The sequence below is a fragment of the Kocuria aegyptia genome (assembly GCF_039530085.1).
In the GTDB taxonomy this organism is placed as follows: domain Bacteria; phylum Actinomycetota; class Actinomycetes; order Actinomycetales; family Micrococcaceae; genus Kocuria; species Kocuria aegyptia.
Window position 1 is genome coordinate 155556 of sequence record NZ_BAAAOA010000014.1, and the last position, 25829, is coordinate 181384.

The window sequence follows — 25829 nt, forward strand, 5'->3', positions numbered from 1 at the left end:
GTCCGAGGGACGCGCTGTCCGGAGGACCTACTTCTTGGAGGAGGTCTCCTCGAGCTTCAGCGCCACGCCGATCGCGAAGAAGGTGGGGGTCCACTCGCCCACGAACAGACCCCAGCGGTCGGCCTGGGGCTTGGACTTGCTCTTGCCGAGGCTGACCGCCCAGGAGAGGACGGACAGGCCGATGGAGGCGAAGCCCGCCGCGTAGGCGTGCTCGCTGCGGACACCAAGGTTCTGGATCGTGCTGATCATGGATGTACCTCTTTCCTGTGGTGGTCACCGTGAACGGTGAGCTCCTCGAGCGGTGTCCGCCCAGTCTCACACGAAACGCGGCAATACGAAAGCAGGCTGACTATAAAGTCCGCTGAGAGCGGGAACCGGGCGCTCAGCGCAGCAGGCGCCGGACCACCAGGGGGCCGGCCACCAGCAGGCCGGCTGCCAAGATCCGCCGCTGCGCCGTCCTGCGGCGACCCGCCCATCCTCCGGAGACCGCCGCGGTCTCGGGATCCGGCGAGGGCCGGTGCAGATTTCCGGCCGTGTCCGCCGCGGTGTGCTCCTCCGAGAGGTGGGAGGCGTCCACCTGCCGGGCCATCATCGCCTCCATCAGCCCCGGGGCCAGCCGGTGCTCCAGCACCATCGAGCGGCTCATGGCTCCCACGGCCACCTCTCGGCGGGGCCGCCGCGCGACCGAGACGACCGCGCGGGCCACCGCCCGGGGATCGGACACGGGCACCATCGGCTCGACGGCGCGGCCGGTGTAGTTGGCGGCGTGGCGGAAGAAGGGCGTGTCGATGCTCGCGGGGAGCACCGTGCACACGTTCACGTCGTCGAGCCCGTCCAGGCTCAGCTCGGCGCGCAGGCTGACTCCCAGGGCGCGGACGGCGGCCTTCGACATCGAATAGGCCGAGGTGTAGGGCTGGGCGATCTCGGCCACGACCGAGGACACGTTCACGAGCACTCCGCGGCCCTGGCGGCGCATCACGGGCAGGGCCGCGCGGGCGCCGTGGACATAGCCCATCACGTTGACGTCCAGGACCCGCCGGAAGTCCTCGAGCGGCACGTCCAGGAAGGGTGAGAAGAAGCCCACGGCGGCATTGTTGACCCACACGTCGATGCGGCCGAACTCCTCCACCGCCCGCCGGGCCAGTTCCTGGACGGCCTCGGGGTCGGTCACGTCGGTCGGCACGGCGACGGCGCGGGCGCCCCGCCGGCGGCACTCCTCGGCCACCGTCTCGAGGGCTTCGGCCCGGCGGGCCGCGAGGACCAGGCTCGTGTCCCGTCCGGCGAAGCGGAGGGCACTCGCCCGGCCGATGCCGCTGGACGCTCCGGTGATGACGACGACGGACTCCGGCTTGCGCATGCTGCTCCCTCTTCCGACGGTGCCACGGCCACCTGAGAGCAGGTGCCCACGGCGCCCAGTCAACCACTCGCAGGCGGGGCGGGACCAGGGGTCGGTGCTTCCGTGCGGGGAGATGACCGTGCCGGTGTGGGCGCATGTGGGGTCACCCGAAGCCCCATTAACAGATGCAAAAAGTTGTTCTCTCATGCAAACTGATCCATACCCGACCCGGTGGTGACCACCGCGGCCGGGGCGGACGTCGAACCGGTCGGGGGGCCGGTGGCGTCCTCGCCCGGGGCGAAGGAGCCTCCGGGCCGGGCCGATCATTCCTGGGGGGAAACATGCTGCCATCCGTCGTGGGTGCTCTGCTGAGCACCGTCGTCCTCGTCTACGTCCTGTCGAACGCCGCCTACACGCGGCACAAGCGCTTCATCGCCGGGGCCAGGACGCTGCGCCAGGCCATCGTCGCCGTCTACGCGGTGCTGCTGGTGCTCAACCTGTGGTGCGCCACGGTCATGCCCGTGACCCTCGTCTGCGACGCGATCGCGGTGGCCACCCTGGTGGCCACCGGGGTCTTCGGCTTCGTCATCGCCGAGCGGCGGATCCCCGCCACCACCGTGGTCGAGCGGCGGAGGGTGCTGGCCGTGGGGGCGCACCCGGACGACCTCGAGCTCGCCTGCGGGGCGACCCTGGCCAAGCTGGTCGACACCGGCCACGAGGTCCGCGGCCTGGTGATGAGCTCCGGGGAGGTCGGCGGCAACGCCGGGCTGCGCCCGGCCGAGGCTCAGCGCGGTGCCTCGTTCCTGGGCCTCAATGGGCTGCGGGTGCACGACTTCCCGGACACGAAGCTGGAGACGGTCAGCAACGACATGGTCCGGGCCATCGAGGCCGCGATCCGGGAGTTCGAGCCGGACGTGATCTTCACCCACTCCGCCCACGACCAGCACCAGGACCACTACGCCGTGCACCAGGCCACCCTGCGCGCGGCCAGGGCCCACCACTCGATCCTGTGCTTCGAGTCCCCGTCGGTGACCCGCGACTTCGACCCCTCGGTGTTCGTGGACATCGACGGTTACGTGGACGTCAAGGTCGAGGCCGTGCTCTCCCACCGGGACCAGGCCGGCAAGCCCTACATGACCCCGGGGCGGGTCCGTGGCATGGCCGCCTTCCGCGGGGCGCAGGCCAAGAACACCAACGCGGAGGCCTTCGAGCCGGTCCGCCTGCTCGGCTCCGCGATCGGCGACCTCTGAGCGCCGGGGTGCAGGGGCGTCCCCGCGGACGACCCGGCACCCCGGCGCGACCGGACGGGGAGCGCGGCGACGGCCCCGACGGCGCGCCCCTCAGACGGGTCCGGAGCTGCCGGCCGGGTACTCGAGCAGCGGGACCCGGCCGTCCTCGAAGGCGGCCAGCACCTCGTCGACGATGCGCCATCCCTGCTCCGCCGCGTCCCCGCGGACGCTGAAGGTGTGGTCGCCCTCGAGGACGCCCCTCAGCACGCTGCCGTAGGCGGTCAGGCCCGGCCGGGCCATCCCGGACGAGAGCGTCACGCGGGTCATGCCGCGGGAGTCGAAGGGCCCGCCCACGTTCAGCTCCAGGCTCAGCTGCTCCTCCTCGAGGCCCATGCGCAGGACGTTCGGGGCCACGTCCCCCGAGCGCGGCAGCTGCTCGTAGTCGTGCGGCGGGCGGCGGAACGTGATCGCGATCTCCTGGCGGGGGTTGCCGATCGCCTTGCCCGAGCGCAGGGTGACCGGCACACCGTTCCAGCGCCACGTGTCGACCTCGAGGACCACCTGGGCGAACGTCTCGGTCCCGCGCCCCGGGTCCACGCCGTCCTCGGCCGTGTAGTCGGGCAGCTCCCGGCCGTCCACGTCGCCGGCGGTGTACCGGCCGCGGACCGCGGCCAGCGCGGGGTCGCCCTGCCATGGCTTCGCCGCCCGCAGGACGTGGCTGGTCAGGGTGGGGATCTCCACCTGGTCGAAGGAGGAGGGCGGTTCCATCATCACGAGGGCCATGACCTGCAGCAGATGGGACTGGATCATGTCCCGCAGCGCCCCCGCGGCGTCGTAGAACCCTGCGCGCCCCTCCAGGCCCAGGGTCTCGTCGAAGACGATCTCCACGGACTCCACGTGCTCCCGGCTCATGAGCGGCTCCAGCAGCCGGTTGGCGAAGCGCAGCCCCACGAAGTTGAGCACCGCCGGCATGCCCAGGAAATGGTCCACCCGGAAGGTCCGCTCCTCGGGGACGAGCCTGCCCACGAGCCGGTTCAGCTCCCGGGCGGTCCCGAGGTCGGAGCCGATCGGCTTCTCGAGCGCCAGCACCAGGTCCTCCGGCAGGTCGAGCCCGGCCATGGCCTCGCACGCCCGCGCGGTGACCGCGGGAGGCAGTGCGAAGTACAGGCAGACCGGGCCCTCGACGTCGTCGAGAAGGCGCTCGAGGTCCCCGGCGTCGGTGACGTCGCCCGCCAGGTAGCGAGCGGTCTCCCGCGTGTGCGCGGCGGCGGGTCCGCTCGCGCCGACGGAGTCGAAGGCCTCCGCCACGACCTGCGCCCAGCCCTCCGCGGGCTCGCGCGAGGAGCCGACCACGTCGATGCGCAGATCCGGGGCCGAGCTCAGCAGCGTGCCCAGGCCCGGCAGGAGCAGGCGGGACGTGAGGTCGCCGGTGGCGCCCAGGATGATCAGGGTCCTGATGTTCGTCATGCCAGCACGGTACCCCGGCCCCTGAGGAGCACGCCGTCCGCGCCCCTCCCGCGGACGGTCCGCGACGGCGGCCGCGACCGTGACGACGCCGACGGCAGCCCTGCGCAGACCGGACGCCCGGCCGCGGCTGGTTGAATGGGTGGATGAGCGACGACGCGACCCGGCCCCCGTCCACCCCCCTGGAGGACTACGCCCTCCTGTCCGACCTGCGCACCGGTCCGCTCGTGTCCCGGGACGGCAGCGTCGACTGGCTCTGCTTCCCCCGCTTCGACTCGCCGTCGGTCTTCGCGGCCATGCTCGGCACGCCCGAGGACGGGCGCTGGAAGCTCGCCGCCGTCGACGGCGAGGTCACGGCGCGCCGCTACCTGCCCCGCACCTTCGTGCTCGAGACCACCTGGCGCACGCCCACCGGCACGGTGGTGGTGACCGATTTCCTGCCGCCGGGCGAGGAACCGGGCGACCACGCGGACCTCGTCCGGCGCGTGGAGTGCGTGTCCGGGGAGGTCGAGGTGGAGCACGACCTGCGGATCCGTTTCGACTACAACCGGGCCGCGCCGTGGACCCGTCGGCTGGACAGCTCCGGGGACGGCGTCGAGTGCGCTCTCCTGTCGATCGCCGGTCCCGACGCGCTGCTGCTGACCGGGCCCATGCTGCGGGCGCCGGAGCCCGCGGCGCGGGAGGACGCGTCCGCCGACGAGGACGAGGCCGGCAACCCCGACGACTACGAGGGCGCTGTCGCCGACCGGCTCGAAGGACGCTTCCGGCTCACGGCGGGGGAGTCCCTGGACTGGGTGCTGACCTGGCACGAGTCCCACCACGACCTGCCCACGCCCGTGGACCCCGCCGACGCCCTCGACCGGGCGGTGTCCTTCTGGACCGACTGGTCCTCCCACGTGAGCACCCACAAGCGCCAGGAGCAGGCGGTCCTTCGCTCGCTGCTGGTCCTGCGGGCGCTCACCCACAACGGCACAGGGGGCATCGTGGCGGCTCCCACCACCTCGTTGCCGGAGGAGTTCGGGGGGTCGCGCAACTGGGACTACCGCTACACCTGGCTCCGGGACGCCGCCCTGACCATCGAGGTGCTCGTCGCCCACGACTTCACCGACGGTGCGCTGACCTGGCGCAACTGGCTCCTGCGGGCCGTCGCGGCGGACTGGCGCGACATGAAGATCATGTACGGGGTGGGCGGGGAGCGGCACCTTCCGGAGCGCGAGCTGTCCCACCTCTCCGGGTACGAGGGCTCACGGCCCGTCAGGATCGGCAACGGCGCGGTGGACCAGTACCAGGCGGACGTGGCCGGCGAGGTGATGCTCGCCCTCGCAGCCCTCCGGGACGCCGGTGTGGAGGAGGACCACCACTCGTGGGGCCTGCAGAAGAACCTGCTGCGCTTCTGCGAGCACAACTTCGGCCGGAAGGACCACGGGATCTGGGAGATGCGCGGTGAGCCCGCCCACTTCGTGCACGGTCGGGCCATGATGTGGGCAGCTTTCGACCAGGGCGTCCGCGCCGTCGAGCAGCACGGGCTCAGCGGCCCCGTGGAGCGGTGGCGGGAGCTGCGGGACCAGCTGTGCGCCGAGATCATGGAGCACGGTTTCGACGAGGAGCTGAACACGTTCACCCAGACCTACGGCAACACCGAGGTGGATGCCTCCCTGCTGCAGCTGCCGCACGCGGGCTTCATCGACTACGACGACCCTCGGATGCTGGGGACGGTGGCGCGGATCGAGGCGGACCTGCAGGGGCCCACGCGCCTGCTGCACCGCTACCGCACGGCGTCCGGGATGGACGGGCTGGAGGGCGACGAGTACCCGTTCCTGATCTGCACGTTCTGGCTCGTGGAGCAGTACGCGCGCAGCGGCCGGGTGGACGATGCCGGCGAGCTCCTGGAGCAGCTCGCGGGCTACGCCAACGACCTCGGCCTCTACGCCGAGGAGTACGATCCCGAGAGCGGGCGGCTCGCCGGGAACTTCCCCCAGGCGTTCAGCCATCTCGGGTTCATCCGCGCCGTCGACGCCGTGGTGCGGGCACGGTCCGGCGTGGCCCTCACCGAGCGGCTCCGGACGTAGGCGGAACAACGGCGCGACGACGGCAGGATGACCAACGGGCGGCGGCAGCCCCTGGGCAGGACGGCGCCTCCACCAGGGCAGGACGACGGCCGGGCATCGGGAGGGCCCCGGCGCGGAAGCCGGCACGGAGCAGGACGGATCGGGGAGAACGGGCGGCATGAGCACCTTCGACCGCGCGGCGGAGCTGCCGCACGACCTCACCGACGACCTCGTCGACGGCCTCGGGGTGGTGAGAGCCACCCCTCTCGGCGGCGGCGACACCGCATCGGCCTTCCGCCTGGAGACGGCGCGGGGAACCCTGTTCGCGAAGACCATGGCGGATCCGCCCGCCGGGATGATGGCCGTGGAGGTCGCCGGTCTGCACGCCCTCCGGGAGCACGTGCCGGAGTTCCTCGGGGTGCCGGAGGTCGTGCGGTGGACCGAGCGCGGCATCGTCCAGGAGTGGATCGAGGAGGCTCCGGACCGGCGTCCGCCCGGCACCGAGGAGCAGTGCGGGCGCGGGCTCGCGGCTCTGCACCGTGCGCGGGGGACGGCCTTCGGGGGACTCGACCCGGATCTGCCCGGCAGGATCGGGTCCTTCGAGGTGGACCTGTCCCCGACCCAGGACTGGGCGGCGTTCCTGCTCGACCGGCGGATCCGCCCGCTGCTGCGGGACGCGGTCCGGTCCGGCCGGATCGCGGCGCACGCCGAGGACCTGCTCGAGGAGCTCGCCCCGCGGGCCGAGGAGCTCGCCGGGCCGCAGGAGCCGCCCACGCTGGTGCACGGCGACCTGTGGGCCGGCAACCGGCTCGTGGACGTCCGCGGGCGGAACTGGCTGATCGACCCTTCGGCGTACTGGGGGCACCGCGAGGTCGACATCGCGATGATGCTGCTGTTCGGCGGCTTCGGTGCGGACTGCCTGGCCGCCTACGACGCCGAGCACCCGCTCGCGCCCGGCTGGCAGGAGCGGGTGCCGTGGTACCAGCTGCCGCCGCTGCTGGTGCACGCCGTCCGCTTCGGCGGCGGCTACGGGGACGCGGCCGTGCGGGCGCTCCTGCGGCTGCGCGGCTGACCGGTCGCCGGGGGGCCGGCGGCGCGGACTGGGGGCAGACCCTCAGCGCTGCTCGTCCACCGATCCGCCGGCGCGCCGGCGGATGGACGCCGTGGCCAGCACCACCAGGAGCGCCGCCGCGGCCGCGCCCCCGGCCAGGAGCATGGACCGCGGTTCGTCCGTGGCCCGGCCGGCCGCGATCCAGGACAGCCCCCACGCTGAGGCGGCGGCCACGGCCCAGCGTCCGCCGACACGCCGCTGGATCGCGGCGACGACCGCGGCGAGCGCGAGCACGACGACGACACCGATCCACTCGGCGCCCCGGCCCTCCTGCGGCACGCCCGAGTCCACGAGGGCGGCTGCCACGTTGGCCGCCGTCGCGACGGACACCCAGCCCAGGTACAGGCCGAAGGTGCCATCGACCACGAGCAGGTCGAACAGGCCGCGCCGGCCCGGGAACTCCGTCAGGCGCACCACCAGCAGGCCCAGGACCAGGACCAGGGCGACGATGACCCCGACGCCGGCCCAGATCCAGCCCTGCTGCGTGACCAGCAGCCACCCGGCGTTGAGCAGCATGGACGCCGCCGCGAGCCAGCCGGTGGCGCGGGCCCGGGGGTCCGTCGCCCGCGAGGGCAGCCACTGCCAGACGGTGTAGGCGAACAGGCCCAGATAGATCACCGACCAGATCGAGAACGCCGTGCCGGCCGGGGCGAGCAGGGTGGCGTCCGCGGAGAGGCTGCCGCCGGACGACTCCTCGACCCGGGTGCCGAACACCCCGACCCCGACGAGCGTGCCCAGGAGGCACGCGATCTCGCTGACCGTGACCGCGAGCTGACGGACGCGGTCCCCGGCGGTGGGCCGCGACTCGGTGCGGCGGGTGCTGGTGGGGGAGACGGTCACGGCGGGGCCTTTCTCGAGGGGCACGGGTCGGCAGTCACGGGCCTGGGGTGAGGGGCCCGGAGCGATGAGCCGGAGGTCGCGGGTCGGACATCGCCGGGCCGGGGAGCCACGGGCCGTGGGACGCAGGCCGGCGTGCACGGCTCCTCGGTCACCACGGTAGGCCCCGGAGCTGACCGCCACCAGGGACGGAGCGGCACGCGGAGGGCGCCTGCCCCGGCCGTCCGCCGGGAGACGCCCGCTCCCGGACTGCGCCCGGGCCGTTCCCCTAGAGTGGCCGGATGGAACCCGAGCACACTCCCCGGCCCGTCGTGGGCCTCCTCGGCGCCACCGGAATCACCGGGCGCGTGGCGCTGGCCCATCTGCTGGCGCGGGCGCCCGAGGCGGGAGCGGACGTCGTCGTCGGCGTCCGGGACCCCGGGCGCGTGCGCGCCCTGTGCGCCGAACGGGACCTCCCCGTCCCCGAGGTGCTGCACGCCGACATCGCCGACCCCGACTCGCTGCGGGCGTTCGTCCGCCGGGCCGACGTGCTGATCGATCTCGCCGGGCCCTACACGCGGCTGGCGCCCCCGGTGCTCGCCGCGTGCGTCGCGGAGCGCACCCACTACGTCGACGTGACGGGCGAGTCCCAGCTCGTGCACCGGACCGACCGGGACCTGCACGGGGCCGCCCGGGCCGCCGGGGTCGCGCTCGTGCACACGGCGGGCTTCGAGGCCCTGCCCGCCGACGTCCTCGTCGACGCCGCCCGCCGGCACGCCGCCGCCCGGGGCGAGACCCTGCGCACGGCGGACCTCGTGACCTCCGCGCGCACTCCGCCGGGGACCGGGTTCTCGGAATCCGTCTCGGGCGGGACCGTGCAGAGCTTCGTCGAGGTGCTGCGGGACCCCGATCCGGCCCGCATCGGGGACGTCGCCGCCCGCCTCCCGGACCCGCTGCCGGGCAGCGGCACCGCCGCGGACCCCAACGCCGTCCGCACGTTCAGCCCGCTGCGCTTGCGCGCCCGGACCGCCGGCGGCCGGGTGCTCGCGGCCATGAGCCCGCTCGCGGCGATCAATCCGCCGGTGGTGCACCGCACCCAGGCCCTCAGCCCGGTCCCGCGGTCCGCCGCGCACCCCGTGGCCTTCCGCGAGGCCATGGACTTCGGCCGTGCGGGCGGGCTCCGAGGGGCGCAGGGCTGGGCCGCGGCCGTGGCGGTGGCCGTCTTCCAGTCGCTCGCCGGTCTCGCCACCGGCCTGCCGCATCCGGTGCGCGCACGGCTCGCCGACGGCCTGGCGGGGGCGCTGCCCCAGGCCGGGACGGGACCGGTGGGCGACGTGCTCACCGGCTGGTCGTGGACGACCCGCGGCGTGTTCACCACTCACGAGGGCAGCGAGTTCCCCGCCGTGCTGGAGGCGAAGGGCAACCCCGGCTACGGAACCACCCCGTGGCTGACCACGGAGCTCGCCCTGCGCATGGCCGTGCACGGCGTCCCCGACGCCGCCCTCGGCTCGAGCACGCCCGCCCTGGCCCTGGACGGCGACCTGGAGGCCCTGCGCCCGGCCCGGGTGCACATCACGGTCGGCTGAGCACGGTCGGCCGAGCGACGTGGCTGAGCCCGGTCGGCCGAGCGGCGTGGGCCGAGCACGGCCCGCTGAGCCCGGTCGGTCGGGCGACGGGGGCCGAGCACGGCCAGCTGAGCACGGCCGGCCGGGCGACGGGGGCCGAGCACGCGCCGGCCCCGTCCCTCGCGAGGAACGGGGCCGGCGGCACGACCGCGGTGGGCCGGACTACGGCTTGAGCACCACCTTGATGCAGCCGTCCTCCTTCTTCTGGAACTTCTCGTACATCTCCGGCGCCTGCGCCAGCGGGACCTGGTGGGTCGCCAGGTCGAGCACGCCCAGCGGGTCCGAGGGGTCGTCCACGAGCGGCAGGAGCTCGTCGATCCACCGCTTCACGTTGCACTGGCCCATGCGCAGCTGGACCTGCTTGTCGAACATCGTGAGAAGCGGCAGCGGGCTCTTCGTGCCGCCGTACACGCCGCTGAGCGAGATCGTGCCGCCGCGGCGGACGGCGTCGATGGCGGTGTAGACGGCGTCGAGACGATCCGTGCCGACGGTCTGCATGGCCTTGCGGGCCAAGGGGGACGGCAGCAGCCCGACCGCCTGGTGCGCCATGCCTGCCACCGGGGAGCCGTGCGCCTCCATCCCGACCGCGTCCACCACGGCGTCCGGGCCGCGGCCGTCCGTGAGGTCCTTGAGCCGCTCGGCCACGTCGCCGGCGGAGTCCAGCGTCTCGATGCCGTGGCGCTCGGCCATGGCCCGGCGCTCGGCGACCGGGTCCACGGCGAGCACGCGGTAGCCCAGGTGCCGGCCGATCCGGGCGGACATCTGGCCGATCGGGCCCAGGCCCAGCACGGCCAGGGAGCCGCCCTCCGGGGGAGCTGCGTACTTCACGGCCTGCCAGGCGGTGGGCACCACGTCGGACAGGTACAGGTACCGCTCGTCCTCACCGGTCTCGGGGACCTTGACGGGCCCGTAGTCGGCGTGCGGCACCCGCAGGTACTCCGCCTGGCCACCGGGCACGGAACCGTACATGCGGGAGTAGCCGTAGATGGCGCACCCGCTGTTGTACTCCCGGACCTGGGTGGTCTCGCACTGGGACTGCAGCCCCTGGGTGCACATGAAGCAGTGCCCGCAGGAGATGTTGAACGGGACGACCACGCGGTCCCCGGCCTTGATGTGGGTGACGTCCGGGCCGACCTCCTCGACGATGCCCATCGGCTCGTGGCCGACGACGTCGCCCTTGTCCATGAACGGGCCCAGCACCTCGTACAGGTGCAGGTCCGACCCGCAGATCCCGCTCGAGGTGATTCGCACGATCGCGTCCGTGGGTTCCTGGATCCGCGGATCCGGGACCTCCTCGACGCTCACCGAGCGCTTTCCCTGCCATGTCAGAGCCTTCATCGATCCTCCTTCTCAGAGCGTCCCCCGGTCCGGAAGGACAGCATGCTGATCTGTTCGGTCGGCCCCAGCCTACTGGGCGGTGTCCGGGCCCGCATAGCGCGGGCCCTCGGCCGGAGCCCCTGCCGCGGTCTCGCCCCGCAGGAAGTACGCCCCCACCGACCCGGCCAGGGTCGCGAAGACGGCCACCGAGTAGAGCGCCAGTACCACCTCCAGCACGCGGGGGAAGCCGCCCTGCGCCCCGAGCTCCCGGCCCGTGACGGTGGACATCGCCGCGTCGGAGAGCGCCGGACCGTATCCCGCGTAGTGGCCGAGGACGTACAGCAGCTGGCTCGAGACCAGCACGACGACGCCGGTGACCGCCGCGAGCCAGCCGATCCGGCTGGACAGCAGCTTCCCCGCCGAGCGCGAGCCCCGCACCCCGGCCGAGAGCACGCTCCCCGCCCGCGTCAGCCGGGTGAGCCGGAGCAGCCGGGCGGCCTGCAGCGCCCGCACGAAGCGCAGGAAGGGCAGCAGCAGGAACAGCACCTGCCACCAGTTGCGCTTCCAGAACCGCGCGGAGAACCGGGCGACGTAGGCCCGGAGCAGGAACTCGCCGACGAACACGGACCAGAAGAGCCAGCCGACCACGTTGAGGACGGCCACGAGCCCGGCGTCCTCGGCGAGCAGCTGGCCCAGCACCACGAACAGGAACAGGACGCCCAGCACGCCCATCGGCCGGTCGAGCCGGCGCGCGAGCCCCTCCGCCAGGCCGAGCTGCTCGGCCTCGTCGGCCGGCCGCCGGCCCTCGTGCCGGACGTCGTCGCTCCTCGCCACTGTTCTTCCCTCCGTCGCCCCGGCCTTCTCCTGGGCCCACGGTAGGCCACGCGCCCAAGGCCGCGGTGCCTCGGCCGCCCGTGCGGGCCCGTGGGCGACGGGTGCAGTGCACTGCCCGGTCCCTGGCCGGCCGAGCCGCCGTGGCCGAGCGGCGGACCGGATGCGGGGCCTCGTGCGGCACGGGGTGTCAGGCGTAGCCTCGCCTGCATGACGACACGGCGGGTGCTCCTCGCCGCGGCCGCTTCCCTGGGGCTGACGGCAGCCGTCTCCGCCTGCACAGAGACGAGGACACGGATGAACCCGGGCGCAGACAGCCCAGGACGGGGCCGCGCCGCCCTGCTGGCCCGTCCCGATGCGGCCGCTCCCCCCGAACCCGCCACGCCGGGCGAGCACGAGCTCGGCGTGGCGGAGGAGCGGGACACGCTGCTCTACGTGCCCCCCGAGGCGCAGCTGCCCGTGCCGCTCGTCGTGTCGCTGCACGGGGCCGGCGGCAGCGCGCGGGGCGGGCTGGACCTGCTGCGACGCGCGGCCGGCGAGCACGGCTTCGCCGTTCTCGCCCCCGCCTCCCGCGGCTCGACCTGGGACGCGGTCGGCGGTGACTACGGGCCCGACGTCGCCGTGCTCGACCGCTCCCTGCGGCGGACGTTCGAACTGGTGCGGATCGACCCCGGGCGGATCTCCGTCGCAGGGTTCTCCGACGGCGCCTCGTACGCGCTGGGCCTGGGGCTCGCCAACGGCGACCTGTTCGGCGGCATCGCGGCGTTCTCCCCGGGCTACGTCCCGCCCGCCGGCCGGGTGGGGGAGCCACGGGTCTTCGTCTCGCACGGGGTCGCGGACGAGGTGCTCCCGATCGACCGGACCAGCCGGCGGATCGTGCCCGCGCTGGAACGGGACGGTTACGACGTCACGTTCGTCGAGTTCGACGGCGGCCACGCCGTGCCGCCGGACATGGTGGCGCAGGCGGCCGACGCGCTGGGGTGGGCTCCCGGTCCGGGCGCGGCCTGAGGTGACCGACTGCACACCGTGCAACTTTGCACTGAGTGCACAATTGCACTTAGTGTAACGGGCTGTGACGCATCTGCCCGCCGAACCGGCCCAGGACCGTCCCCCGGAGGACCGGCGGGAGGCGGTGAAGTACCACAACCGCCGCGCCATCATCGACGCCGCGGCCGCACTCGCCGCCGAGCGGGGACTGGGCCGCTTCACGGTCCACGACCTCGCCGAGCGGGCCGGGGTCTCCCGGCGCACGATCTTCAACCACTTCGCCTCCGCGGACGACGCCGTCTACGCGCGCTTCAGCGAGCTGCTCGGGGTGTTCGTCGACAACTTCGCGCACGTCGTGGAAGCCACCCCGCCGCCCACGAACCCGAGCCCCGGTGCCGTCCTCGAGCAGCTGGCCGACGTCATCGAGCGCACCGAGCTGGTCCCCGCCATGTGCCACATCGCCCACCTCATGGGCGCGAGCGGGGACAGCCCCATCACGGCGATGTGGGCGCACGAGGTGTTCCAGACCCTCACCGCCCGGCTGGCCGCCGAGATCACCGACCGGGTCCCCGGCGCGCCCTCCTTCACCGTGGACCTGCTCGCGAGCCTGCTGCTCCACGCCCTGGCGGTCGCCTTCGAGCGGTGGGCCGAGGAGACCGGCGCGGTGGACACCCCCGACAGCCGCACGACCTGGCACCGGCTGCTGCGCGAAGCCGTGGAGCGCCTGCGCCACGGCTTCGCGGACTGACCCCGGCGCGGCCCGCACTCCGGGCAGGACATGCCCCAAGACACGACCCCGGCACGACGTCCCTGGGACGACGTCTCCGGCCGGACGTTCCCGACACGACCGACAGAGAAGAGACATGGCACATCTGCTGTACCGACTCGGGCGCTTCGCCGCCCGCCGAGCCTGGGCCGTGGTCGCGGCCTGGGCGGTGGTCCTGCTCCTCGCCGGCGGCTCCTTCGCGGCCTTCGGCGGGCAGCTGACCAACGGGATCACCGTGCCCGGCACCGAGACCCAGCGACTGGCCGACCGCCTGCAGGCCGAGCTGCCCGACGCCGGGCACGGCACCGGCCGGATCGTGTTCCGGACGGAGGACGGCGAACCCTTCGGCGTCGGCCAGCGGGAGCAGATCGGCGCGGCGCTCGCCGCGGCGGAGGAGTCCCCGGGCGTCGAGGGCGTCCTGGACCCGTTCGCCGCGCAGGACGAGCGCGCGGCGCAGGAGCAGCGGCTCGCGGACGGGCGCGAGGAGGCGGCCGACGGCCGCGCGCAGCTCGACGCCGCCGAGGAGGAGCTCGACGAGAACCAGGAGAGGCTCGACGCCGCCCGTGAGCAGGCCGAGCGGACCGACGCCTCCGACCGGGTCCTGGACGAGCTCGACGACCGGCAGGAGGCCCTCGACGACGGCCGCGCGGAGCTCGAGCGCAACCGGGAGCAGCTCGCGGAGGGGCTGCCCCAGCTCGACCGCGGCGAGCGGATGATGGCCCTGGCCGAGGGGACCCGCACGGTCTCCGAGGACGGGACCACCGCGATGGCCGTGGTGACCTTCACCGCCGAGCAGCAGGCGGTCACCGCCGAGGAGAAGGAGTCCCTGCAGGCCGCCGTGGACAGCACGGAGATCGAGGGCGTGCAGGCCGAGTACTCCCTGGAGATCGCCCAGGACATCTCCCAGCTCGTCGGCCCCGCCGAGGTCATCGGCGTGGTGATGGCCGGGATCGTGCTGCTGATCATGCTCGGCACCCTCGTGGCCGCCGGCCTGCCCATCCTGATGGCGCTCACCGGTGTGTCCGTCGGCGCCCTGGGCGTGCTGTCCTTCTCCGGGGTCCTGGACATGATGTCGGTGACCCCGATGCTGGGCGTCATGCTCGGACTGGCCGTGGGCATCGACTACTCGCTGTTCATCCTCAACCGGCACCGCCAGCAGCTGTTCGCCGGCACGGAGCTGCACGAGTCCATCGGCCTGGCCACCGGGACCTCCGGCAACGCGGTGGTCTTCGCCGGGCTGACCGTCATCATCGCCCTGGCCGCGCTCAACGTCACCGGCATCCCGTTCCTGGGGCTGATGGGCACCGCGGCGGCGGTCTGCGTGGCCGTGGCCGTGCTGATCGCCGTGACCCTCACCCCGGCGCTGCTGTCCCTGGTGGGCGGGCGGCTGCTCTCCGCCCGCGCCCGGGTCCGCGCGGCCCGCCGGCCCGCCCACCTGGGGGAGCCCCGCCCCGCGGTGGCCACCCGCCACCCGGTGCTGACCCTCGTGGCCGGCGTGCTGGCGCTCGTCGTCGTCGCGCTCCCGGCGGCCTCGATGCGCCTGGGCCTGCCGGACGCCTCCTCGGAGCCGGAGGACTCCACGCAGTACCGCACCTACCAGGTCCTCGACGAGAAGTTCGGCGCCGGCGCCAACGGCCCGCTGCTCGTGGTCGCCGACCTGCCGGAGGGCACGGACGAGTCCCGTGCCGCCGAGCTGCAGCTCACCGTGGGCGAGGAGCTCATGGCGAACGACGACGTCGTCTCCGTGGTCCCGGCCGGGCTCTCGGAGGACCACCGGACCGCCGCGTTCCAGGTCGTGCCCGAGGACGGACCGGCCGCCGAGTCCACCGAGGAGCTCGTCAACGACCTGCGAGCGCTGTCCCCCGCCCTGGAGGACGCGCACGGTGTGCGCATCGGCGTCACCGGACAGACCGGCGGCAACATCGACGTCTCCCAGCTGCTGGCCGACGCGCTCCCGCTGTACCTGACCGTGGTGATCGGCCTGTCTCTGGTGCTGCTGGTGCTCGTCTTCCGCTCGATCCTCGTGCCGGTCGTGGCGACCGCCGGGTTCATGCTCTCCCTCTTCGCCGCGTTCGGCGCGGTGGTGGCGATCTACCAGTGGGGCTGGCTGGGCGGTCTGCTCGGGGTGCACGCGCCCGGACCGGTGCTCAGCTTCCTGCCCACCCTCCTCGTGGGCGTGCTGTTCGGCCTGGCCATGGACTACCAGCTGTTCCTGGTCTCCGGGATGCGCGAGGCGTTCGTGCACGGCCGCTCGGCGCGGGCGGCCGTGCAGGAGGGGCTCCGGGCCGGCCGGGCCGTGGTCACCGCCGCGGCGATCATCATGATCTCCGTGTTCGCCGGCTTCATGTTCTCCCACATGGCGATGGTCCGGCCCCTGGGCTTCGGCCTCGCCTTCGGCGTGCTCGTCGACGCCTTCGTGGTGCGCATGATGCTGATCCCCGCCGCCATGCACCTGCTCGGCGACAAGGCCTGGTGGCTGCCCCGCCGGCTCGACCGGATCCTGCCCGACGTGGACGTCGAGGGCGACTCCCTGCGCCGCCACCGCACCCCCGTTCCGGCCGATCCGGCCGCCGCGGCCGGTCCGAGCGGCTGGGGTGACGCCGCGCCGGGCCCGGACGCCGAGCACGAGCTGGTCGGCGCCGGCCGCCGCGGCTGACGCGGCGCCGGGACCGCCGGGCGACGCCGGCGCACCCCGCCACCCGCAGCGGGTGGCGGGGTGCGCCGGCGTCGTGGGCCCGGCGCCGTGCCGTCAGGAGATGCCGTTCTCCTGCAACCACATCTCCAGCAGGCCCAGCTGCCACAGCACGTTGGAGCGCAGCGGCGTGTGGTGCTGGTTCGGGTCGGCCAGCAGGCTCTCCACGACCTCCGAGTTGTAGAGCCCGCGCCGCACGGCCGCCGGGTCGGTCAGGGCGGCCTCGACCCGGTCCAGGGTCCCGCCCTCGAGGGTGCGGATCGCCGGGACGGGGAAGTAGCCCTTCTTCCGGTCGATCACCTCGTCGGGGACGATGCCACGGGCCGCGCGCTTGAGCACGCCCTTGCCGCCGTCGGCGAGCTTGAGCTCCGGGGGGATGCGCCCGGCGAACTCGACGAGCTCGTGGTCCAGGAACGGCACCCGCGCCTCGAGGCCCCAGGACATGGTCATGTTGTCGACGCGCTTCACCGGGTCGTCCACGAGCATCACGGTCGAGTCGGTGCGCAGGGCGGCGTCCACGGCGGTCTCCGCACCGGGGCGGCCGAAGTGGCGCTCGATGAACGCCGTCGGCGCGTCGTGGGTCGCCATCCACCCGGGGGAGAGGACCTTCGCGAGCCGGGACCACGGCCGGTCGAAGAACGACTCGGAGTAGGTCTTGCGGGCGTCGTCGCGCGCGACGCCGGCCAGCGGCGGGTACCAGTGGTAGCCGCCGAGCACCTCGTCGGCGCCCTGCCCGGACTGCACCACCTTGACGTGCTTCGAGACCTCCTCGCTGAGCAGGTAGAAGGCCACGCAGTCGTGGCTGATCATCGGCTCGCTCATCGCGGCCACGGTCCGGTCGATCGCCGGGACCAGGCGGGCGTCGTCGATCGCGATCTGGTGGTGGTCGGTGCCGAATCGGCGGGCCACGAGGGAGGAGAACTCGAACTCGTCCCCGGACTCCTCGCCCCGGGACTCGAAACCGATGCTGAACGTCTGCAGGTCCTCCTGTCCGCTCTCCGCGAGCAGGGCGACGACGAGGCTCGAGTCGATGCCGCCGGACAGCAGCACGCCCACGGGGACGTCCGCCACCATGCGCCGCTTCACGGCGGTGCGCAGCTTCTCCACGAGCCCGTCCTGCCAGTCCTGCTCCGACCAGTCCGAGCGGTCCTCGTCGCGGGTGAACTGGGGGTTCCAGTACTCGTGGTCCGAGGCCGAGCCGTCGGGCTCGACCGTGCGCACGGTCGCCGGCGGCAGCTTCCGCACGCCCTTGAGGATCGTGCGCGGGGCCGGGACCACCGAGTGGAAGGTGAGGTAGTAGGACAGGGCGGTGCGGTCGATCGAGGTGTCGACGTCCCCGGCCGCCAGCAGCGCCTGAACCGTGGACGCGAACCGCAGCCGCGCCCCCGTGTGGTCGACGTAGAGGGGCTTGATGCCCAGCCGGTCGCGGGCCAGGACCGTGCGCCCGCTCGTGTGCTCGGTGACCGCGAAGGCGAACATGCCGTGGAAGTGGTAGACGCACTCCCGACCCCAGCGGTGGTAGGCCTTCAGGACGACCTCGGTGTCCGAGGTGGAGAAGAACTCGTAGCCCATGCCGCGCAGTTCCTCGCGCAGCTGCCGGTAGTTGTAGACCATGCCGTTGAACACGATCGACAGCCCCAGGCGGGAGTCCACCATGGGCTGCCCGCCCGAGGGGCTGAGGTCGACGATCTTCAGCCGGCAGTGGCCCATGGCCACCGGCCCCTGGGCCCAGGCGCCCTGCCCGTCCGGGCCGCGGCCGGACTGGGCGCACGTCATGCGGTGGATCGTGCCCGGGTTCGCGGCGGCGCCGTCGAAGCGGACCTCACCGGCGACACCGCACATCAGCGCTCACCCCCGCTCCGGGGCGCAGGGCTGGTCGGGACCGGAGTTCCGTGGCGCGAGAGCATCTTCCCATGCTACGGGCTCGGGTCGGCTGGTTCCTTGCCGGGGTGGACGCGCCAGGTCTTCAGCGAACCCTGCGGGCCTTCATGATCGGGAGCATCATGAACAAGCTGCTGCCCTCCGCGATCGTGGCCCGGGCGGCCATCGGCGCCGAGCAGTAGGGTCGTGGATCGACGCACCGGTTCGTCGCCCTCGGCCCCAGGGCCGCGCGACCCGTATCCCCGACCCGTATCCCCGACGACCTCCGAGAGGACACCATGACCGCCTCATCCGGGACAGTGCCCGGGATCTCCGCCGAGCTGCGCGAGGACCTGCACACCCTGTACCGCCGCTTGCACGGTGCCCCCGAGCTGTCCATGCAGGAGCACGCGACCGCCGGGCTGATCCGGGCGAGGATGGACGAGCTGGGTTGCGAGACCTTCGTCTGCGGCGGCACGGGCGTGGTGGCCGTGCTGCGCAACGGCGAGGGACCGGTGGTCGGCTTCCGGGCGGACACCGACGCCCTGCCCGTGGCGGAGGACACCGGCCTGGACTACGCCTCGACCGCCCGCGGAGTGCTGCCCGACGGGACGGAGGTCCCCCTCATGCACGCCTGCGGGCACGACGCGCACATCACCAGCGCCGTCGGGGCGGCCACCCTGCTGGCCGGTGCCCGCGACGCCTGGGCCGGGACCGTGGTCTTCCTGTTCCAGCCGGGCGAGGAGACCGCCGAAGGCGCCGTGGCCATGCTGCAGGACGGCCTGTGGGACCGTGCGCCCCGCCCCGAGATCGTCTACGGCCAGCACGTCTGGCCCGGGCGCGCCGGCCAGGTCGAGATCACCAGCGGCCCGGCCATGGCGATGGCCGACAGTTGGAAGGTCACCGTCCACGGCCGGGGCGGCCACGGGTCCCGCCCCGAGGACACGATCGACCCCGTGGTGCTCGCCGCCCACATGGTGGTGCGGATCCAGAGCATCGTCTCCCGCGAGATCCCCGCCCAGCAGGCGGCGGTGATCACCATCGCGAGCTTCCACGCCGGTCTCAAGGAGAACATCATCCCGGCGGTCGCGGAGTTCACCGTCAACGTCCGCAACCTGGACGCCGCCGTCCGGGAGCAGGTGCTGGCCGCGCTCCGCCGGGTCATCCGTGGGGAGGCCGCCACCTCCGGGGCCCCGGAACCGAGGATCGAGGAGATCTACACCTTCCCGCTGCTGGTCAACGACCCGGTCGAGACGGATTCCCTGCGCACCGCGCTCGGTGCGGCCATCGGCGCGGAGAACGTCCTCGACCGCCCCGCGCAGATGGGCAGCGAGGACTTCGGGCACCTGCCCGGCGCCATCGGGGTGCCCGGCGTCTACTGGTTCTTCGGCGGGATGCCCGACGAGGTGGTCGACGGCGACGCCCCGGTGCCGACCAACCACTCGCCGCTCTTCGCCCCCGTCCTGGAGCCCACGCTGAGCACCGGGGTCACGGCCGCGGTCAGCGCCATCCTCTCCCGTGTGGGCACCCGATGACGGGCGGCGCAGGGGCGGCGGAGCTGCTCGAGCTCTCCGCCCGGGACCTCGCCGCGGCCGTCCGGGCGCGCACGGTCTCCGCGCGGGAGGTGCTCGATGCCCACTTCGCGCGGATCGACGCGGTGAACCCTGCCGTGAACGCCGTGGTCACGCAGGTCCGGGAGCAGGCGTACGAGGCCGCCGCCCGCGCCGACGAGCTCACTGCGGCCACCCCCGCGGACGACCTGCCGCCCCTGCACGGGGTGCCGATGACGCACAAGGACACCCACGCCACCGCCGGGATCCGCACCACCTCCGGCTCCCCGGTGTTCGCCGAGCACGTCCCGGAGCACGACGAGCTGATCGTGGCGCGGTTCGCGGCGGCCGGGGTGATCAGCACCGGGAAGAACAACGTGCCCGAGTTCGCCGCGGGCTCCCACAGCTTCAACGAGGTCTTCGGCACCACGAACAATCCCTGGGCGCTCGACCGCAGCGCGGGCGGATCCAGCGGCGGGGCGGCCGCGGCCATCGCGTCCCGGATCCAGCCCCTGGGCGACGGCTCCGACATGGGCGGGTCCCTGCGCAACCCGGCCGCGTTCTGCAACATCGCCGGCTTCCGGCCCTCCGCCGGGGTCGTGCCCTCGGCGCCGGCCGGCGACGCCTGGGCGTGGCTGGGCCGCTCCGGTCCGCTCGCCCGCGGCGTGGACGACCTCGTCCTCGCCATGTCCGTCCTGGCCGGCCCCGATCCGCGGATCCCGCTGGACTGCCCGGCGCCGCGGACGGGCTTCCGGGCCCTCGCGGCGGAGGACCCGCCCGACCCGGGGGCGCGCCCGCTCGCCGGGGTCCGGGTCGGGGTGAGCGCCGACTTCGGCCTCGGCGTCCCGGTGGAGCCGGAGATCCTCAAGGTGCTGGCCGCCCAGGTGCGGGTGTTCCAGGAGCTCGGCGCCGTGGTCGAGGAGGCCGTCCCGGACCTGCGCGACGCCGACGAGGTGTTCGACGTGACGCGGGCCTTCGACATGGCCGTGAACCTGCGCGCGGTGGTCCAGGAGCACCGGGAGCTCGTGAAGCCGGAGATCGTGTGGAACGTCGAGAAGGGACTGGCGCTGACCGCCGAGCAGCTCATGGACGCCGCCCTGGCGCGCACCCGCCTGCACGAGGCGGTGCGCGTCTTCTTCGACCGGTGGGACGTGCTGCTGACACCCACCTCCCAGGTGCTGCCGTTCCCATCCGAGGAGCGCTGGCCCCGCACGGTCGCGGGTATGCCGATGCAGACATATGTCGAGTGGATGCGCTCGGCGAGCCTCATCTCGGCCACCGGGTGCCCGGCGGTCTCGGTGCCGGGCGGCTTCGGCCCCGGCGGTCTGCCGGTGGGACTGCAGCTCGTCGCCGCGCACGGGTGCGACGTCGAGCTGCTGCGGACGGCCCGCGCCTACGACCACGCCACCCGGTACGCGGACGCCGTGCCGGCCCTCTGATCCCGGGGCCGCTGAGGCGTTCACCCCTGATCTGCGGGGCACGGGTCCGAGGCCCTCAGGCTGCCGCCTCCAGTTCGAGCAGCGCGGCCTTGGCCTCCGGGCCGCCGATGTACCCGCCGAGGCCGCCGTCGCCGCGCAGCACGCGGTGGCACGGGACGACCACCGGCAGCGGGTTGGTGGCGCAGGCCGTGCCCACCGCCCGCACGGCCTGTGGGCGCCCGACCGACCGGGCCACCGCGCCGTAGCTCTCCGTGCGGCCGTAGCCGATCTCGGGCAGGTGCTCCTGGACCAGGCGCCGGAACCCGTGCGAGAGCGATCGGTCCAGCGGGAGGTCGAAGCGGGTGCGGGTCCCGGCGAAGTACTCCTCGAGCTGCCGCACGGCCGATGCCAGGCGGGCCGGGGCGCGCAGCACCCGCGGGCTGACCCGGCGGGCCAGGTCCTGCAGGACGGCCTCGTGGTCCTCCCGGGCGTAGGCCACCCGCACCAGGCCCTCCTCCGTGGCGGCCAGCAGCAGCACTCCCACCGGGGTGCCGACCGTGGTGTACGCGACGTCGAGCAACCCCGCCGCGGCGGCCCCGTGCTCCAGGCGCTGGTGCAGGCCTCGCAGCAGAGCCTCCGGCACGGGCTCGGCGCGGAGCACGCGCAGGGGCGACGGCGGGGGCGAGTGCAGGGGTGAGCTGGGGACGTTCGTGGTCATTGGTCCGCTCCTGTCCGGTCGGTCTCCGCGAGGACTCCGGAGGTGGTCGTGGAGATGGTCGTGGAGATGGTCGCGGAGGTGCTCGTGGTGACGGTCGTGGTGTCGGTCGTGGTGAGGGTCCTGCGGAGGGTGGCCACGCCGTCGGCGGCGGCCCGGCGGGCGGCCTCCGGGGTGCCGCCCAGCAGCCCGGCGATCTGCCGGTAGGGCAGACCGCCCAGATAGCGATAGGCCACCGCGTGCCGCTGCTTGGGCGGCAGCGCGGCCACGGCCCTCCACAGCGGGGAGTCGTGCTCGTGCGGCACGTCCCGGTGCGCCGGTGGCTCCGGGAGCGAGGCCACGGGAACCGCCGCCCGGGACCGCGCCCGCACGACGTCGATCGCCTTGCGGTGGGCGATGGTCACCAGCCACGCCTGCACGTTGGCCGTGGCCGGCAGCTCCGGGTACGCCCGCAGGGCGGCCAGGAACGTCTCCGACCACGCGTCCTCGGCGTCCGCGGAGGTGCTCAGCACGGCCCGGCAGACCCGCCACACCACGGGACCGTGCCGGCTCACCAGCGTCTCGAAAGGCTCTTTCGTCTCCATCACCCCGTAGACGTACGCACCGGGCGGAACGTGAGACCGGCGCGGAGACATCTGTCCCATCCTGCCGGAACGGTCCCGCTGGTGGCCCACCGGGCCGGCGGCACGCCGCCGGGCAGGACGTACGGCAGCGCCCCGCCCCGGGAGTCCCGGGACGGGGCGCTGCCGCACGCAGGGGGTCGTCCGGAGGACTACACGTCCTGGCGGGCGCGGTTGACGATCTTGGACCGGACGGTCAGCGCCAGCACGATGAACAGCAGGCCGTAGAGCACCAGCGGGATGGGCCCGGTCACGAAGATCGAGTAGTCGCCGTTGGAGGACAGCAGGGCGTCGCGCATGCTGGTCTCGGCCAGCGGGCCCAGCACCATGCCGATCATCAGCGGGGCCAGGGGCACGCCGTGGCGGCGCATCACGAAACCGATCAGCGCGATGCCCAGCAGCAGCAGCAGGTCGAACACCGCCCCGGAGGTCGCGTAGACACCGAGCCCGCAGAACACCGTGATCCCGGCGTAGAGGTAGGGCTTGGGGATCAGCAGCAGCTTCGCCCAGTACTGGGCGAAGGGCAGGTTGATGATCAGGAGCACGATCATCGCGAGGAAGAAGCTGGCCAGCAGCGCCCAGACGAGCTCGGGGGCGCGGTCGAACAGCAGCGGACCCGGCTGGAGGCCGTACTGCTGGAAGGCGGCGAGCATGATCGCCGCGGTGGCGGAGACGGGCAGGCCCAGGGCCAGCAGAGCGCCCATCGCGGTGCCCGTGGTCGCGTTGCCGGCCGCTTCGGGGGCGGCCAGACCGCGGATCGCGCCCTTGCCGAACATCGGGCTCGGACGGCGGCGGTCGATGCGGCGTTCGACGTCGTAGGAGATGAAGGTGGGGATCTCCGCGCCGCCGGCCGGGATGACGCCGAAGGGCAGGCCGATCGCGGTGCCGCGGGCCCAGGCCGGGGCGGCCTCCTTGAGCTCGGCACGGGACAGGAACGGGCGTCCCGCGGCCGAGATCTGCATGGCGGCAGGGTCGCGGCGAATGCGTGAGGCCACGAAGAACACCTCGCCCAGGGCCAGGATGGCCACGGTGACGGTGACCAGGGAGATGCCGTCGAACATCTGCGGGACCCCGAAGCTGAAGCGCTCGGTGCCGGAGATCGAGTCGATGCCCACGGTGGCGAAGCCCAGGCCCAGGATCAGGGCGGCCAGGCCCTTGACCGCGGAGTCGGAGACCACCGAGGACGTGGCGATGAAGGCGAAGATCGCCAGGGCGAAGAACTCGGCCGGGCCGAAGTTCGCGGAGAAGTCCGCCAGCGCCGGGGCGAGGAAGACGACGACGCAGGCCGCGATCATGCCGCCGACGAAGGCGCCGATCGCCGCGGTGGCCAGCGCCTGCGGGGCCCGGCCGTCCTTGGCCATCTTGTGACCCTCGAACGTGGAGGCGATCGCGGAGGCCTGGCCCGGGGTGTTCATCAGGATGGCCATGGTCGAGTCGCCGAACATGCCGCCGAAGTACACGCCGGCGAACATGATGAAGGCGGCGGTGGGGTCCAGGGCGAAGGTCATCGGCAGCAGCAGGGCCACGGCCATGGAGGAGCCCAGGCCCGGGAGGACGCCCACGGCGGTGCCCAGGAGGCAGCCGACGAGGACCCACAGCAGGTTCATGGGGGTCAGTGCGCCGGCGAAGCCGCCGGCGAGCAATTCGAGTGTCTCCATGTCAGAAACCGCCTCCCAGGATGCCGGACGGGAGGTTCAGGCCCAGGCCGGCAGAGAATGCCAGGTAGATCGCGCTGGAGAGGACCAGGGCGAGCGAGATGTCGAACAGGGCCCGGCGGCTGCCGAAGCCGCGGGCCACGGCCCAGAAGAGCACGGCGGCGGCCAGGATCCAGCCGAGGAACTCGATGGTCAGGGCGAAGACCAGGAACCCCGCCGCGGACCAGACCACCGCGGACCAGTCCGAGTGCGTCCGGTACGTGCTCTCCGAGAGCTCCTCGGGGTGCTCGGGGGAGCGCAGGTAGTGGAGCACCAGCAGGGCGGCCAGGACGTAGCCGGCGACCATGAGGATGCCGGGGAAGAACTTCGGGCCCGGGAAGTCGGTGCCCTCGGGGACCTCCATGGTGAGGATGCCGAGCAGCAGGTAGGTGCTGAAGGCCGCCAGCAGCAGCGGCACGACCAGCCCGCTGCGGCCGTCCCACCAGGACTTCCTTCCGGCCGGTGCGGCGGCGGGGCCGCCGGGGACATCGCCCTGGCCGCGGCCTGCGACCCCGGGGGTCGTCGTTGATGTGCTCACAGGTCCAACTCCTCGATGAGGGCCTCGATCTCGGCCCGGTCTTCCTCGATGAACTGCTCGAACTCGGGCCCGGTCAGGTAGACGTCCTGCCACTGGTTGCGCTCGAGGGCCTCGCGCCACTCCGGGGTCTCCACGGTCTCCGCGATGATGGCCTGCAGCTCGGCGAACTCCTCGTCGGTGATGCCGGGAGGGGCCACCATCCCGCGCCAGTTCGTCAGCTCCACGTCGTAGCCCTGCTCCTTGAAGGTCGGGGCGTCGAAGCCCTCCAGCCGCTCGGGGGCCGCCACGCCCAGGATCTTCAGTCGCCCGGCCTCCACCTGGTCGGCGAACTCGGTGAAGCCCGAGGTGGCCGCCTTCGCGGTACCGGAGGAGATCGTCTGGATCGCCTCGCCGCCGGAGGTCTTGGGGATGTAGGTGATGTCCGCGGGGTCGATCCCGGCCTGCAGAGCCAGGTCCGCGATGATGAGGTGGTCGATCGACCCGGCGGAACCGCCCGTGAACGGGAAGGCCTTGGGGTCCTTCTTCCAGTCGGCGATCAGCTCGTCGAGGCTGTCGTACGGGGAGTCGGCGGGCACGACGAGCGCGTCGTACTCCTCCGCCATGCGGGCGATCGGCCGCACGTCGTCGAGGCCCACCGGGGAGTCGTTGAGCGCGATGCCGCCCAGCATCACCGTTCCGGTGGACATGATCGTGCTCGCCTGGCCCTCCATGGTGGTGAGCTGGCCCAGGCCGATGGTCCCGCCCGCGCCCGGGATGTTGACCACCTGGGCGTTGTTGACGATGTTGTTGGTGCGCATCGCCTGCTGCTGCTCGCGCACGAACGTGTCCCATCCGCCGCCGGCGCTGGCCGGGGCGATGAGAGTCATGTTGGCGCGCAGGTCCGAGCCGCCGCTCGCCGCCTGGATCGACGTGAACGAGGCCAGCCCGATCACTGCGGCGGCGACGACGCCGTAGACCGTCATGGCGACGGGGTGCCGGCGCCGTGCGCCCGGCTGGGCCTGATCTGGTGGTGAACTCACGGGATCCACTTTCCTGGGTCGTAGGTTGCGGGTACATGGCTCGGTCCGAGCCGCTCCTGACGACGATAAGTGACCCGGATCACGCAGGGGCCCTTGTGTGCGCTTTCGCGCGTAGTGATCGTTGTGCTGGTTCTGCGCATTCTGCTCACGCCGAAAGAGACGCTCCTCACACGTTCGGCCGTAGGGTGGATCT

At 73.3% G+C, this 25829-nt stretch carries 22 protein-coding genes; 10 read left to right on the forward strand and 12 right to left on the reverse strand.

Annotated elements, in window-relative coordinates; translation table 11 throughout:
• Positions 1-27 precede the first annotated feature (27 nt).
• Positions 28-249 carry a hypothetical protein gene (locus tag ABD220_RS06195; protein ID WP_284563031.1) on the reverse strand — a complete coding sequence of 74 codons (222 nt, stop codon included), beginning with the start codon at positions 247-249 and terminating at the stop codon, positions 28-30.
• 133 nt (positions 250-382) lie between these two features.
• On the reverse strand, positions 383-1357 hold the full coding sequence (locus ABD220_RS06200; protein WP_344120780.1) for an SDR family oxidoreductase: 975 nt from the start codon (positions 1355-1357) through the stop codon (positions 383-385).
• 320 nt (positions 1358-1677) lie between these two features.
• Here ABD220_RS06200 and ABD220_RS06205 point away from each other — a divergent pair, with 320 nt between their 5' ends.
• Positions 1678-2586, forward strand: coding sequence for a PIG-L deacetylase family protein (locus ABD220_RS06205; RefSeq protein WP_344120782.1), 909 nt, complete (start codon positions 1678-1680; stop codon positions 2584-2586).
• Between the two features lie 90 nt (positions 2587-2676).
• Here ABD220_RS06205 and ABD220_RS06210 read toward each other — a convergent pair whose 3' ends face one another.
• Positions 2677-4032 (reverse strand): glucose-6-phosphate dehydrogenase, encoded by a 1356-nt coding sequence (locus ABD220_RS06210; RefSeq protein WP_344120783.1) that lies wholly within the window; start codon positions 4030-4032, stop codon positions 2677-2679.
• Between the two features lie 143 nt (positions 4033-4175).
• Here ABD220_RS06210 and ABD220_RS06215 point away from each other — a divergent pair, with 143 nt between their 5' ends.
• On the forward strand, positions 4176-6098 hold the full coding sequence (locus ABD220_RS06215) for a glycoside hydrolase family 15 protein (protein WP_344120784.1): 1923 nt from the start codon (positions 4176-4178) through the stop codon (positions 6096-6098).
• A 157-nt stretch (positions 6099-6255) separates the two neighbouring features.
• Positions 6256-7149, forward strand: coding sequence for a fructosamine kinase family protein (locus ABD220_RS06220; RefSeq protein WP_344120785.1), 894 nt, complete (start codon positions 6256-6258; stop codon positions 7147-7149).
• 42 nt (positions 7150-7191) lie between these two features.
• Here the strand turns inward: ABD220_RS06220 and ABD220_RS06225 are convergent, their stop codons facing one another.
• Positions 7192-8028 carry a tryptophan-rich sensory protein gene (locus ABD220_RS06225; RefSeq protein WP_344120786.1) on the reverse strand — a complete coding sequence of 279 codons (837 nt, stop codon included), beginning with the start codon at positions 8026-8028 and terminating at the stop codon, positions 7192-7194.
• 278 nt (positions 8029-8306) lie between these two features.
• Here ABD220_RS06225 and ABD220_RS06230 point away from each other — a divergent pair, with 278 nt between their 5' ends.
• Positions 8307-9590: a saccharopine dehydrogenase NADP-binding domain-containing protein gene (locus ABD220_RS06230; protein WP_344120788.1), complete on the forward strand. Its 1284-nt coding sequence runs from the start codon at positions 8307-8309 to the stop codon at positions 9588-9590.
• Between the two features lie 201 nt (positions 9591-9791).
• Here ABD220_RS06230 and ABD220_RS06235 read toward each other — a convergent pair whose 3' ends face one another.
• Positions 9792-10967 carry a zinc-dependent alcohol dehydrogenase gene (locus tag ABD220_RS06235; RefSeq protein WP_344120790.1) on the reverse strand — a complete coding sequence of 392 codons (1176 nt, stop codon included), beginning with the start codon at positions 10965-10967 and terminating at the stop codon, positions 9792-9794.
• A gap of 69 nt (positions 10968-11036) precedes the next feature.
• Entirely contained in the window at positions 11037-11780 is a 744-nt protein-coding gene (locus ABD220_RS06240) for a hypothetical protein (protein WP_344120792.1), read from the reverse strand.
• A 294-nt stretch (positions 11781-12074) separates the two neighbouring features.
• Here ABD220_RS06240 and ABD220_RS06245 point away from each other — a divergent pair, with 294 nt between their 5' ends.
• From ABD220_RS06245 to ABD220_RS06255, 3 genes are all read left to right on the forward strand, one after another.
• Positions 12075-12785, forward strand: coding sequence for an alpha/beta hydrolase (locus ABD220_RS06245; RefSeq protein WP_344120794.1), 711 nt, complete (start codon positions 12075-12077; stop codon positions 12783-12785).
• A 64-nt stretch (positions 12786-12849) separates the two neighbouring features.
• The gene (locus ABD220_RS06250) at positions 12850-13512 is read left to right on the forward strand and encodes a TetR/AcrR family transcriptional regulator (protein ID WP_344120796.1); all 663 of its coding nucleotides are present in this window, start codon (positions 12850-12852) and stop codon (positions 13510-13512) included.
• Positions 13513-13627: 115 nt separating this feature from the next.
• Positions 13628-16186 carry an MMPL family transporter gene (locus tag ABD220_RS06255; RefSeq protein WP_344120797.1) on the forward strand — a complete coding sequence of 853 codons (2559 nt, stop codon included), beginning with the start codon at positions 13628-13630 and terminating at the stop codon, positions 16184-16186.
• A gap of 93 nt (positions 16187-16279) precedes the next feature.
• Here ABD220_RS06255 and ABD220_RS06260 read toward each other — a convergent pair whose 3' ends face one another.
• Positions 16280-18064, reverse strand: coding sequence for an N-acetylglutaminylglutamine amidotransferase (locus ABD220_RS06260; RefSeq protein ID WP_344120799.1), 1785 nt, complete (start codon positions 18062-18064; stop codon positions 16280-16282).
• A gap of 71 nt (positions 18065-18135) precedes the next feature.
• Between ABD220_RS06260 and ABD220_RS06265 the strand changes: the two genes are divergently transcribed.
• From ABD220_RS06265 to ABD220_RS06275, 3 genes are all read left to right on the forward strand, one after another.
• The gene (locus tag ABD220_RS06265; protein ID WP_344120800.1) at positions 18136-18285 is read left to right on the forward strand and encodes a hypothetical protein; all 150 of its coding nucleotides are present in this window, start codon (positions 18136-18138) and stop codon (positions 18283-18285) included.
• 96 nt (positions 18286-18381) lie between these two features.
• Positions 18382-19617, forward strand: a complete 1236-nt coding sequence (locus ABD220_RS06270) for an amidohydrolase (RefSeq protein ID WP_344120802.1) — start codon at positions 18382-18384, stop codon at positions 19615-19617.
• Complete coding sequence (locus ABD220_RS06275; protein ID WP_344120803.1) at positions 19614-21071, forward strand: amidase; 1458 nt, start codon at positions 19614-19616, stop codon at positions 21069-21071. The genes ABD220_RS06270 and ABD220_RS06275 overlap by 4 nt, the downstream gene beginning before the upstream one ends.
• A 55-nt stretch (positions 21072-21126) precedes the next feature.
• Here ABD220_RS06275 and ABD220_RS06280 read toward each other — a convergent pair whose 3' ends face one another.
• The 5 genes from ABD220_RS06280 to ABD220_RS06300 all read right to left on the reverse strand — a co-directional run bounded on the left by ABD220_RS06280 (position 21127) and on the right by ABD220_RS06300 (position 25636).
• Entirely contained in the window at positions 21127-21768 is a 642-nt protein-coding gene (locus tag ABD220_RS06280; protein WP_344120805.1) for a methylated-DNA--[protein]-cysteine S-methyltransferase, read from the reverse strand.
• Positions 21765-22349 carry an RNA polymerase sigma factor gene (locus tag ABD220_RS06285; protein WP_344120807.1) on the reverse strand — a complete coding sequence of 195 codons (585 nt, stop codon included), beginning with the start codon at positions 22347-22349 and terminating at the stop codon, positions 21765-21767. Before ABD220_RS06285 ends, ABD220_RS06280 begins: the two co-directional genes overlap by 4 nt.
• A gap of 188 nt (positions 22350-22537) precedes the next feature.
• Positions 22538-24043: a tripartite tricarboxylate transporter permease gene (locus tag ABD220_RS06290; protein ID WP_344120808.1), complete on the reverse strand. Its 1506-nt coding sequence runs from the start codon at positions 24041-24043 to the stop codon at positions 22538-22540.
• A 1-nt stretch (position 24044) separates the two neighbouring features.
• Positions 24045-24617, reverse strand: a complete 573-nt coding sequence (locus tag ABD220_RS06295) for a tripartite tricarboxylate transporter TctB family protein (protein ID WP_344120809.1) — start codon at positions 24615-24617, stop codon at positions 24045-24047.
• A complete protein-coding gene (locus tag ABD220_RS06300) occupies positions 24614-25636 on the reverse strand; it encodes a tripartite tricarboxylate transporter substrate binding protein (protein WP_344120810.1) in 1023 nt (340 codons plus the stop codon). The genes ABD220_RS06295 and ABD220_RS06300 overlap by 4 nt, the downstream gene beginning before the upstream one ends.
• Positions 25637-25829 lie beyond the last annotated feature (193 nt).